The organism is Leisingera daeponensis DSM 23529 (genome assembly GCF_000473145.1).
GTDB classification, from domain to species: Bacteria; Pseudomonadota; Alphaproteobacteria; order Rhodobacterales; family Rhodobacteraceae; genus Leisingera; species Leisingera daeponensis.
Genome location: NZ_KI421500.1, coordinates 3,973,695 through 3,984,464, shown reverse-complemented (window position 1 = coordinate 3,984,464; position 10,770 = coordinate 3,973,695). Strand labels below are relative to the sequence as shown.

Sequence of the window (10,770 nt, the reverse complement as noted above, 5' to 3'; positions counted from 1 at the left end):
CGCCCGCCGCGCCTTCGTGGTCGCCGCGGTGCTGATCGGCGGCGGTATCTTCCTGAGCCAGAGCAACATCTTCCAGAACCTCGGCTTTACCATTCTGGGCACCGCCGGTGCCCTGACGCTGATCCTGGGCTTCGCCGCCCGCCGGGTGCTGGGCAATATCATCGCCTCGCTGCAGATCGCGCTCAATCAGTCCGCCAAGATCGGCGACCGGATCGTCTACAACGACTACCTCTGCCACGTGGAGCGGATCAATTTCACCTACGTGCAGCTGCGCGACTGGGACGGTACCCGCCTGATCGTGCCGGTGGAGGAATTCATCTCCACCCCGTTTGAGAACTGGACGATGAAAGAGCCGAAGATGCTGCGCATCATCAAGCTGAAATGCGCCCATAACGCCGATGTGGACGCGCTGCGCGAGGCGTTTGACGATATCGTCAGCAAGCTGGACAAGGACGAGCTGGGCGACCCCGAGGACGCCAAGGTGCGGGTGGCCGGCCAGGATGTGTTCGGCAAGGACGTCTGGTTCGCCCTGCCCTGCGCCGATCCCAACACCTCCTGGGATGCCGCCTGCAAGGCCCGCGAGATGATCATTGCAGCCGGCAACCGGATTGCCGAGGAACGCGGCATCGACATCTTCCCCGAGGTCCGCCCGGCCGAGGCCGCCTAAGCCCCCTGCCCCGCCAGCCCCGCCTGTGCTGCCGCATCCGCCAGCCCGGCACGCTCCCGCGCCGCCGCCAGGTCGCTGCGCAGCAGCCCGCGCAGGCGGGCCTGAGCGGCGGGGTCCGGCGTGCGCAGGATATGCGCCGGATGCAGCGTCAGCAGCACCGGCACCCCCTGGCGGCTGGTTTCCACCGTGCCGCGCCGCGCCATAAGCTGCTCGCCGCGGCCGGTCAGCGCCAGCGCCGCCGTGGCGCCCATCGCCACGATCAGCCGCGGCCGCACCAGTTTGACTTCGGCGTCCAGCCACCACCGGCAGCGCTGCACCTCGCCCGCATCCGGGCGCTGATGCATGCGGCGGCGGCCCTGGGGGCGGAACTTGAAATGCTTCACCGCATTGGTCAGATACACCGCCTCCCGCGCCACCCCGGCTTCGGCGGCAACCGCATCCAGAAGCTGCCCGGCAGGACCAACGAAGGGCCGCCCGGTCAGATCCTCGCGGTCGCCCGGCTGCTCGCCCACCAGCATCAGCGCGGCATCCTGCGGGCCTTCGCCCGGCACCGCCTGGGTGGCGGCGCAATGCAGCGGGCAGCGGGTGCAGCCCGCCAGCGCCGCCGCCAGACCGTCCTGCGGCCCGGCCCAATGCTCCGCTGCGGCCTGCTCCGCCGCCGCCTGCACCCGCGCGGTGCGGGCAGGCGGCAGCGTCGGCGCCGCCTCTGCCATCGCCCGCGCCCGCGCAGGCGCGGTGGCGATCAGCTCCGGTATCGCCGCCGCCTCCGGCAGGTTGCGCCAGTATTTCTTCGGCATCTCCGACTGCATCGCCTTCACCTTCAGCCGCGCCGGGTTGAAGATGTTGCGGAAGTAGGTCAGCCACAGCCCCTCGCTCGCATCCTCCGGCAGGCCGGGCTTGGGCGCGCCCGGCTCAAACCGCAGCACGCCGCCCTCGAACACCGCACAGACATCCGGCGTCAGGATGCGCCAGTCCATGTCCCCGAACCGGCGGGCAAAGAACGGCGCCGTCGGCTCGACCGTGCGGTGCTCCGGCTCGAACCAGGCGGCAAAGCTGCGCCGCGCCGCCTCCGGGCTGCCGGTTTCGCGGAACCGGACAAAGGCCTTCATCTTGTGCTGGCAGCGGTGCACCGCCTTTTCCATCCGCCGCAGATGCGCCAGCTGCGCATCGCCCCGGTCGCTCATCAGCTGCGGCGCGTCCTTCAGCCGCCACAAGAACGCATACAGCCGGTCAAACCGCGCCGGATCCGAATGCCAGGTGACACTTTCCGCCAGGCTCACGAAACTGCGCGGCACCGCAACGGGCCGCGCAGGCGCGGGCGGCTGTGCAGCGGTGTCAAACAGCCCCGCATCAGCCTCTTCACCGCAGTGCCAGCGCAAATCCTCAGGCGGCACCCCGGCGCTCAGATAACCGCGCGCGGCGTCCCGCCAGGCAGCCGCGGTGCCGATCGCGGGCAGGCGCACCACCTGCATCAGAACAGGCTCAGCTGCTCGGGCGGCGGCGCGAACCGCGCCCGCAGATCGGCGGTGTCCGCCAGCGCCCCGGGGGTCCAGCCCACGGCGGTGATGAACGGGCGCGCCTTCTTCAGCAGCGCCCCCATCCGCTGCAGATCCTCATAGCGCAGGGCGCGGTGCCGCCGGGTGCTGAGGATCCGGTTCACGGTCCGGACCCCGAACCCCGGCACCCGCAGCAGCTCCTCGCGGCTGGCCCGGTTCACATCCAGCGGAAACAGCCCCCGGTGCGCCAGCGCCCAGGCCAGCTTGGGGTCGATCTCCAGATCCAGGTTGCCGTCCGGCGCCGCGCTGGTGATCTCCTCCAGGCCAAAGCCGTAAAACCGCAGCAGCCAGTCCGCCTGATACAGCCGGTGCTCGCGCACCAGCGGCGGGCTGACCAGCGGCAGCCGGGCCGAGGCATCGGGGATCGGCGAAAACGCCGAATAATAGACCCTGCGCAGCCCGTAACTGCCATACAGCCGGGTGGACTGCCCCAGGATCACCGCATCGCTGGAGCCATCGGCCCCCACGATCACCTGCGTCGACTGCCCGGCGGGCGCAAACCGCGGCGGCCGCTTGCCGGTATGGCTGCGGTCCTTGGCGGCCTCGCCGCGCAGCCGCACATCGGCCATTGCCTTGCGGATCTGCTCCGGCTTCTTCTCGGGCGCGTGCTGGCGCACCGAGGCATCGGTCGGCAGCTCCACGTTGATCGACAGCCGGTCCGCCAGCCGCCCGGCCTCGGCAATCAGCTCCGGCGCCGCGTCGGGGATCGTCTTCAGATGGATATAGCCGCGGAAGTTCTCCTCCTCCCGCAGCTTGCGCGCGATCTGCACCATGTCCGACATCGTGGCATCGGGCGAGCGGATGATGCCCGACGACAGGAACAGCCCCTCGATATAATTGCGCCGGTAGAACTCCACCGTCAGCTTGACCACCTCATCCGGGGTGAACCGCGCCCGCGGCACGTTCGACGACACCCGGTTGATGCAATAGGCGCAGTCATAGATGCAGAAATTGGTCATCAGGATCTTCAGCAGGCTGATGCAGCGCCCGTCCGGCGCATAGGCATGGCAGATCCCCGCCCCGGTGTTCGACCCCAGCCCCTTGCCATCGCGCGAGTCGCGCTTGCTGGACCCCGAGGAGGCGCAGGAGGCGTCGTATTTGGCCGCATCGCTCAGAATCGCGAGCTTGTCTTGAACACTCATCTTGGACATATGTTCTTATAATGTTCTCATTCCCGGATTGGCAAGCCCGCCCCCCTGCCCTGACCGGAAATCCGCCGGAAACCGGTGCCGGCGCGGACGGGCCGGCGGCGTCACCGGGGCCGCCGCCGGGAACCATTGCCGCCGCCCCGCGTTGACCCTTTGCCGCCCGCCCGGATGCCCGCCCGTCCCGCGGCAGCCCGGCGGCCGGCCAGTCACAAGGAGGATCCCATGACCAAGCAGCAGCCCAAACACGATGTTATCGAAGGTCTGAAGGGGTCGGAACAGCACCACCCGCTGAAAAACCGGCCCGGCGAAAAAGGCGACCCGGACCACACCGATCCGAAATCCGAAAAGTCCGGATCCAAGGACCAGGACAAAGACGAGGACTAACCCTGCCGCCCCGCGCGGCACCGTTTCCGGCCCAGGGCGCCGCCGCGAACCCGGTTCGCGGCCCGGCGCCCGGCCCCTGCCGGCCGATCCCCTGAACCTGCCAACTATAGAAAACGCTTGCACGAATCCCGCTCTTTGGCCAATAGTCACGGAAAAGAGGCGGTAAACGCCAATTTCCGTGAACACGCCAGTCGGCAAAGACACGGGTAAAAGGCAGAGCGGCGCAGATTGCAGGCACAAGGGCAGATGGATCATACATACACACCTGAGGATCTCAATGCGGTGATCCGCCAGCATTCCGAATGGATTGCGGCCCAGCTGCACGCGCAGCGCGAAAGCCTGTTCCCCCCGAACGCCTCCAAGACCATGCGCAAATTCACCTCGGGCGAGGCCGCGGCCCTGCTCGGGGTCAATGATTCCTACCTGCGCAAGCTGCATCTGGACGGCAAGGGCCCCTCGCCCGAGCTGACGGCCGGCAACCGCCGCCAGTACTCCGCCGAGGACATCCAGGACCTGCGCAAACTGCTGGAGAAAACCGCCCGCAAGCCCGGCGACTACCTGCCCGGGCGGCGCGATGGCGACCACATGCAGATCATCGGCGTGATGAATTTCAAGGGCGGCTCCGGCAAGACCACAACCTCCGCCCATCTGGCGCAGCGCCTCGCGCTCAAGGGCTACCGGGTGCTGGCCATCGACCTCGACCCGCAGGCATCGCTGACCGCCCTGCACGGCGTCCAGCCGGAGTTCGACCTCAAGGACGGCGGCACGCTATACGACGCCATCCGCTATGACGACCCGGCGCCGATCGCCTCGGTGATCCGCAAGACCTATATCCCGAATCTCGACCTGATCCCCGGCAACCTCGAACTGATGGAGTTCGAGCACGACACCCCCCGCGCCCTCGCGCAGGGCAGCGCCGGCTTGTTCTTCTTCCGGGTCAAAGAGGCTCTGACACAGGTCGATTCCGATTATGACGTGGTGGTGATCGACTGCCCGCCGCAGCTCGGCTTCCTCACCATGTCGGCACTTTCCGCCGCCACCGGCGTGCTGGTCACCATCCACCCGGAAATGCTCGACGTGATGTCGATGTCGCAATTCCTGCGCATGACCGCCGACCTGATGGACGTGATCGCGCAAAGCGGCGCCGACATGAGCCACGACTGGATGCGCTATCTGCTGACCCGCTACGAACCCTCGGACGCGCCGCAGAACCGCATCGTCGCTTTCCTGCGCACCATGTACGGCGACAAGGTGCTGAACGCGCCGATGCTGAAATCCACCGCGATTTCCGACGCGGGCCTCACGAAACAGACCCTGTACGAGGTCGAACGCAGCGCCTTCACCCGTTCCACCTATGACCGCGCGGTCGAAAGCCTGAACGCGGTGAACGACGAAATCAGCCAGCTCATTCAGGAAACCTGGGGGCGCTCATGACCAGCAGCAAGAAATCCCGCCTCTCGATGCTCGACAGCCTGGCCGCTGCCGGGGCGCCGATGGCTGCCCCTGCCCCGGCGGCCTCGATGATGTCCAGCAACCGCGCCCTGCGCTCCGCCCGCGACGCGGTGGATTCGCACCGGGTCTGGGATCTGGAACCGCATCAGATCGAGGACACGCGTATTCACGACCGGCTCGACCCGGCGGACGTGATCGACCTGCGCGACGCGATCGAGGCGAACGGCCAGACCGTGCCGATCCTGGTGCGCCGCCACCCCACCGAGGCCGACCGCTACCTCTTGGTCTACGGCCGCCGCCGGCTGGAGGCGATCCGCGCCTCCGACAAGGTCACCAAGGTCCGCGCCCTGGTCGCCAGCCTGGATGATGACGCCGCCGTGCGCGCCCAGATTTCGGAAAACATGGCCCGGCGCGACCTCTCCTTCATCGAAAAGGCGCTGTTCGCGCAGGAGCTGGTCGAAAACGGCTTTGGCAACCAGTCGCAGGTCGCCGAGGTGCTGACCGTCACCAAATCCTCCGTCTCCATGGCCATCGCCATTGCCGAGGCCATCGGTCCCGATCTGATCCGCGCCATCGGCCCGGCCCAGGGCATCGGCCGCCCCCGCTGGGACGCGCTGGCCAAGGCGATTGAGGAAACCGGCGCCGACCGAGACGCGCTGATCCGCATCGCCGAAAAGGAATACACCCGTTTTACCGTGGACGCGGTGACCGAAGGCTCGGACGCCGCGCCCGGCGACCCGTCTGTGATGGCGTTTGAGGCGGTGTTCAGCGCCGTGGCCCCAGCCCCGGCCCACGCCGCCAAACCGGCGAAAAAGGCCCGCACCCTCACCCAGCCGCTCACCGTCGATGGCCGCCGCAGCGCCACCCTGCGCCGCACCGCCAAGGGCCTCAGCCTGGAACTTCCCGGCGGCGGCTTTGCCGACTGGCTCGAAGCCGAGGCGCAGAACGTCATAGAAGAGCTTCACGCGCGCTGGCAGTCGCGCGGCGAAGAATAATAGATAACAATAACTTAGGAGGCACAGAGCAGGCAAAAAAGAAGGCCCCGCAAAGACGACGCTCCACGAGACCAACTTGTTTCTAGCACCTTCAAGTTAGTGGCCGGAGCCGATAACCGCAAGTCCAAAGCGATTCGCGGGCCGCTGTTTTTTTGTCTTTCGTGATGATGACATGGGATATATGCCCCTCACGCCTTTCGGGCGAACGGTGGATGCTGTCCTGCTGAAACACCAGCAGGCCGCCGCTGACGGAGCTTCTATGCTCAGCGCCGTCAGCAAATGGGACGCGCTGCGCGAACTCGCCGCGGCCCGCAAGACCTATGGTCTCAACGACCGCGACCTCTCGGTGCTGCAAGCGCTGCTCAGCTTCCTGCCCGGCAAAGATATTGAGCCGCAGCCCGGCGTCACCGTCGTGCATCCCTCCAACCGCGCGATCTGCGAACGGCTGAACGGGATGCCCGGCTCCACCATGCGCCGCCACATGGCCAAGCTGGTTGCCGCCGGTCTCCTGTTCCGCCGCGACAGCCCCAACGGTAAGCGCTACGTGCGCCGCTACCAGGGGGAGCGGGTGGCCTATGGTTTCGACCTCGCCCCCCTCGCCGTCCGATTTGCCGAGTTCTCGGACGCGGCAGCGGCGCAGCGCGCTGAGGAGGCCCGCATCAAGCAGCTGCGCGAGACCGTCAGCCTGATGCGCCGCGACCTGTTGAACCTCGCCCTCTGCGGCGCTGCGGACCGGCCGGAGCTGACCGTCTGGGACCAGTTCCACGACCTCGCCCACCTGACCGCCCGCGACCTGCGCCGCAAGCTTGACGCGGAGGATCTGGAAGCCCTGAAAACCCGCCTCGCCGCCGCCCTGGCTGAGACGAAACGCCTGTTAGAGCCTGCCTTTGCAGAAAAACCGGGCACCAGTGACGCCCAAATTGAGCACCACTATCAGAATTCAAAGAAAGACTTATTTGAATCTGAACAGACCGTTACGGCAGCGCACGCTGCGGATACGGAATCGAAAGATGACACCGGGTATGCTGAGAACCCCGCAGCAGAAAGGCCCGTGCACCGCGAAACCCCGCCTCAAGCGGCTGAGGCTCCTGCCCCCAGCGGCCCAAGCCTGCCGCTCCGCCTGATCCTCTCCGCCTGCGGCGAGATCCGCGGTTACGCCGATGGCGCCATCCGCCACTGGGGAGACCTCCTGCGCGCCGCCGATACCGTGCGCCCGATGATGGGGATTTCCGCCACGGTCTGGGAAGACGCCAAAACCGCCATGGGCACGGCAGAAGCCGCAACCGTGGTTGCCGCCATGCTCGAACGGTTCTCCGAGATCCGCTCGCCCAGCGGCTATCTCCGGCACCTCAGCGCCAAGGCGGTGTCCGGACGCTTCACCAGCGCGCCCATGGTCCTGGCCCTCACCCGCCGCGGGGCGGTCGCATAGTTCACAGCTGTGAACTCCCCGCCGCGGACCCGGCCGCTATGATCCGGATCAACCCGCCGCCGCCTCCGCCATGGCACACTGCGGACGCACTGGCGCGGGGAGAGCTGTGGCATGGAATACAGGGACTACTACAAAATTCTCGGCATCGCACCGGATGCCGAACCCGGCGAAATCAAGCGCGCCTTCCGCAAACTGGCGCGCAAATACCACCCGGACATCAACGCCAGTCCCGAGGCCGAGGCGATGTTCAAGGATGTGAACGAAGCCTACGAAGTGCTCAAAGACCCGGAACGCCGCGCCGCCTATGACCAGCTGGGCAAACCCGGTCCAGGACCCGAAGGCGGCTTCCGCCCGCCGCCGGGATGGGAAGGCGGTTTCGAATTCACCGGCGGCGGACCGGAAGGTGCCGAGGCCTTCAGCGACTTCTTCGAATCCCTCTTCCGGCGCCGGGGGCAGCCGTTTGGCGGCTCCGGCGCTGATCAGCACGCCCGCCTGCAGCTGGACATCGAGGACGCCTACCGCGGCGCAACCCGGGTGCTGACGCTGCGGGTGCCGCAGGCGGCTGCGGACGGGTCGGTGCATCTGCAGGACCGCAGCATCACGGTGCATGTCCCGAAAGGCATCCTTGAGGGCCAGCACATCCGGCTGCCGGGCCAGGGCCTGGCGCCGCTGGGCGGAGGGGTGCCGGGGGATCTGTTTCTGGAGGTGAGCTTCGCCCCGCATCCGGTCTACCGGGCGGACGGCCGGGATCTGTATCTGGACCTGCCGGTGGCCCCCTGGGAGGCGGCGTTGGGCGGCAAGGTGATGATGCCCACGCCGGATGGCAAGGTTGCACTGACGGTGCCTGCAAATGCCCGCTCGGGCCAGAAGCTGCGGCTGAAGGGCAAGGGGCTGCCGGGCATGCCGCCCGGAGACATCTATGCCACGCTGAGGATCGTGAACCCCAAGGTGACAACGGAGGAAGCGCGCAGGGTCTTCGAACAGATGGCCCGGGAGGTGCCGTTCAACCCGCGTGCTGGTATCGGAGGATAGACGCATGAAACCCGCAACCGTACAAACTGCTGTTGTTGTCAGCCTGTCGCTGGATGAGTTGTGCCGGTTTTGCCAGGCTGACAGGAACTGGATCATCGACCTGGTTGAGCATGGGGTGCTGGAACCGGAAGGGGCCTCGGTCCAGAGCTGGCAGTTCCATAGTCTGAGCATTGCCCGCGCCAAGAAAGCGCGGCGCCTGAACCGGGATCTGGGGGTCAATACCGCGGGGGTGGCGCTGGTGCTGGACCTGCTGGCGGAGCGGGAAGAGATGCTGCGGCGGCTGGCCGTCCTCGGCGACGGTTAGCGGATGTGCTGGAGCCTGGAAGCCTCTGCCGTGATGGCGGCTGCCGGAGCGGTGGCGGCGGCGGTCTGCTGGCGGCAGGGGCAGCCCTTGGCGGTCTGGGGGGCGCTGGGGTACTTTACGGTGATGGAGGTGCTGCAGATTGCGGGATACCTGACGGCTGATGAGTGCAATTCGGCCGCAAACAAGGGCACCACGCTGCTGTCCTATCTGCATATCGCCTTTCAACCCATTGTTATCAATGCCTTTGTTCTGGAACTGGTGCCTGCGGCCGTCCGGCGGCGCTGCCGGGGCTGGGTGCTGGGCCTGAGCTGCGCTGCCGCGGCTGTCATGCTGTTGCAGCTGGTGCCGCTGCCCGCCCTGGGGACATGCGCGCCGGGGGCGCCGTTGTGCGCCGAGGTGCTGTGCACCGTGTCCGGGAATTGGCATATCGCGTGGAACGTGCCCTATAACGGGCTGCTGGTGCCGGTGGACCGGGCGCTGGGGGTGCAGTCCGGATTTCCGGTTTACATGGCGGCGGTGTTCCTGATGCCGCTGGCCTATGGGGCGTGGCGGTTTGTGGTAGTTCATGCAATCACCGGGCCTGCGCTGGCCTGGATGCTGACCAGCAACCCCAATGAAATGCCCGCCGTCTGGTGCCTGTTTTCCATCGTGATCCTGTGCATCGGGCTGAGCCCCTGGGTGCGCGCCGCGGTTTCGGCCCGCAGCTGGTGGGGGCTGCGCGTGTGACGGAGAGGAGGGGGAGGGGGTGTTGATCCTGATCACTGCGGCCCGCGCCGACCTGGAGTATTCTGGCCGCGGGGAGACGCAGAATGCGTGCAATGGTTTTCCATAAGGCACAACAGCCGCTGCGGCTGGAGGAGGTTGCCGAGCCGGAGCCCGGGCCGGGAGAGGTGCTGATCCGGGTGGAGGCCTGCGGCGTGTGCCGCACCGATCTGCATATCTTTGACGGTGATTTAACCGAGCCGAAGGTGCCCCTGATCCTGGGGCATGAGATCGTTGGCCGTATCGCGGAACTGGGCGCGGGGACCGAAGGGCTGGAGATTGGCCAGCGGGTGGGGGTGCCCTGGCTGGGGGCCACCTGCGGTCACTGCCGCTATTGCCGGGAGGGGCAGGAGAACCTGTGCGATGCGCCGGAGTTCACCGGCTATACCCGCAACGGCGGCTTTGCCGAGGCCTGCGTGGCGGATGCGCGTTATGTGTTTCCGCTGGGCGGCGGCGATCCTGTTGCGCTGGCGCCGCTGCTGTGTGCCGGGCTGATCGGCTATCGCAGCTACCGCATGGCGGGGGCGGGCCGCACCATCGGCCTGTACGGATTTGGCGCTGCGGCGCATATTTTGACGCAGCTGGCGGTCTGGCAGGGCCTCAAGGTGTTTGCGCTAACCAAGCCGGGCGACAGCGAAGCGCAGGAATTTGCCTGCAGCCTGGGCGCGGCCTGGGCGGGCGGGTCTGATGAGCTGCCGCCGGAACCGCTGGATGCGGCGATCCTGTTTGCGCCCGCGGGCAGCCTGGTGCCCGCGGCGCTGAAGGCGGTGCGCAAGGGGGGCAGGGTGGTTTGCGGCGGCATCCACATGAGCGACATTCCCGCCTTTCCCTATGCCGATCTGTGGGGCGAGCGGCATATTCTGTCGGTGGCCAATCTGACCCGGCAGGACGGCGAGGAGTTCCTGCCGCTGGCCGCCGAGGCGGGCATCGCCACTGAACACCGCGCCTATGCGCTGGAAGACGCCAATCAGGCGCTGGAGGACATGCGGCAGGGCCGATTGCAGGGGGCTGCGGTTCTGGTGCCCTGATCCCGGAGAAAGG

General features: G+C 67.2%; 11 protein-coding genes. 9 read left to right on the top strand and 2 right to left on the bottom strand.

Features of this window, described 5'->3' with window-relative positions:
• Positions 1-667, top strand: a 667-nt coding sequence (locus DAEP_RS0119730; RefSeq protein ID WP_027245893.1) for a mechanosensitive ion channel family protein, incomplete at its 5' end; no start/stop codon positions are given.
• Here the strand turns inward: DAEP_RS0119730 and DAEP_RS0119725 are convergent.
• On the bottom strand, positions 664-2,139 hold the full coding sequence (locus DAEP_RS0119725) for a UdgX family uracil-DNA binding protein (RefSeq protein ID WP_027245892.1): 1,476 nt from the start codon (positions 2,137-2,139) through the stop codon (positions 664-666). The two genes, DAEP_RS0119730 and DAEP_RS0119725, sit on opposite strands and share 4 nt — an antisense overlap.
• Positions 2,139-3,374 carry a putative DNA modification/repair radical SAM protein gene (locus tag DAEP_RS0119720; RefSeq protein WP_027245891.1) on the bottom strand — a complete coding sequence of 412 codons (1,236 nt, stop codon included), beginning with the start codon at positions 3,372-3,374 and terminating at the stop codon, positions 2,139-2,141. The genes DAEP_RS0119725 and DAEP_RS0119720 overlap by 1 nt, the downstream gene beginning before the upstream one ends.
• A 219-nt stretch (positions 3,375-3,593) precedes the next feature.
• Between DAEP_RS0119720 and DAEP_RS24090 the strand changes: the two genes are divergently transcribed.
• The 8 genes from DAEP_RS24090 to DAEP_RS0119680 all read left to right on the top strand — a co-directional run bounded on the left by DAEP_RS24090 (position 3,594) and on the right by DAEP_RS0119680 (position 10,757).
• The gene (locus DAEP_RS24090; protein WP_008558625.1) at positions 3,594-3,755 is read left to right on the top strand and encodes a hypothetical protein; all 162 of its coding nucleotides are present in this window, start codon (positions 3,594-3,596) and stop codon (positions 3,753-3,755) included.
• A 246-nt stretch (positions 3,756-4,001) separates the two neighbouring features.
• Entirely contained in the window at positions 4,002-5,189 is a 1,188-nt protein-coding gene (gene repA / locus DAEP_RS0119710) for a plasmid partitioning protein RepA (RefSeq protein WP_027245890.1), read from the top strand.
• Positions 5,186-6,202 (top strand): plasmid partitioning protein RepB, encoded by a 1,017-nt coding sequence (repB, locus tag DAEP_RS0119705; protein WP_027245889.1) that lies wholly within the window; start codon positions 5,186-5,188, stop codon positions 6,200-6,202. Before repA ends, repB begins: the two co-directional genes overlap by 4 nt.
• 172 nt (positions 6,203-6,374) lie before the next feature.
• On the top strand, positions 6,375-7,631 hold the full coding sequence (gene repC, locus DAEP_RS0119700) for a plasmid replication protein RepC (protein ID WP_027245888.1): 1,257 nt from the start codon (positions 6,375-6,377) through the stop codon (positions 7,629-7,631).
• Between the two features lie 111 nt (positions 7,632-7,742).
• On the top strand, positions 7,743-8,663 hold the full coding sequence (locus DAEP_RS0119695; protein ID WP_027245887.1) for a DnaJ C-terminal domain-containing protein: 921 nt from the start codon (positions 7,743-7,745) through the stop codon (positions 8,661-8,663).
• Between the two features lie 4 nt (positions 8,664-8,667).
• Positions 8,668-8,967: a chaperone modulator CbpM gene (locus DAEP_RS0119690; RefSeq protein WP_027245886.1), complete on the top strand. Its 300-nt coding sequence runs from the start codon at positions 8,668-8,670 to the stop codon at positions 8,965-8,967.
• Positions 8,968-8,970: 3 nt separating this feature from the next.
• Entirely contained in the window at positions 8,971-9,693 is a 723-nt protein-coding gene (locus DAEP_RS0119685; protein ID WP_027245885.1) for a DUF5765 domain-containing protein, read from the top strand.
• Between the two features lie 83 nt (positions 9,694-9,776).
• The gene (locus tag DAEP_RS0119680; RefSeq protein WP_027245884.1) at positions 9,777-10,757 is read left to right on the top strand and encodes a zinc-dependent alcohol dehydrogenase family protein; all 981 of its coding nucleotides are present in this window, start codon (positions 9,777-9,779) and stop codon (positions 10,755-10,757) included.
• Positions 10,758-10,770: the final 13 nt, after the last annotated feature.

Bases quoted from the DNA above. Each gene is read 5' to 3' on its own strand.
- DAEP_RS0119725 (WP_027245892.1), bottom strand. From the start codon at position 2,139: ATGCAGGTGGTGCGCCTGCCCGCGATCGGCACCGCGGCTGCCTGGCGG.
- DAEP_RS0119720 (WP_027245891.1), bottom strand. From the start codon at position 3,374: ATGTCCAAGATGAGTGTTCAAGACAAGCTCGCGATTCTGAGCGATGCG.
- DAEP_RS24090 (WP_008558625.1), top strand. From the start codon at position 3,594: ATGACCAAGCAGCAGCCCAAACACGATGTTATCGAAGGTCTGAAGGGG.
- repA (WP_027245890.1), top strand. From the start codon at position 4,002: ATGGATCATACATACACACCTGAGGATCTCAATGCGGTGATCCGCCAG.
- repB (WP_027245889.1), top strand. From the start codon at position 5,186: ATGACCAGCAGCAAGAAATCCCGCCTCTCGATGCTCGACAGCCTGGCC.
- repC (WP_027245888.1), top strand. From the start codon at position 6,375: ATGGGATATATGCCCCTCACGCCTTTCGGGCGAACGGTGGATGCTGTC.
- DAEP_RS0119695 (WP_027245887.1), top strand. From the start codon at position 7,743: ATGGAATACAGGGACTACTACAAAATTCTCGGCATCGCACCGGATGCC.
- DAEP_RS0119690 (WP_027245886.1), top strand. From the start codon at position 8,668: ATGAAACCCGCAACCGTACAAACTGCTGTTGTTGTCAGCCTGTCGCTG.
- DAEP_RS0119685 (WP_027245885.1), top strand. From the start codon at position 8,971: ATGTGCTGGAGCCTGGAAGCCTCTGCCGTGATGGCGGCTGCCGGAGCG.
- DAEP_RS0119680 (WP_027245884.1), top strand. From the start codon at position 9,777: ATGCGTGCAATGGTTTTCCATAAGGCACAACAGCCGCTGCGGCTGGAG.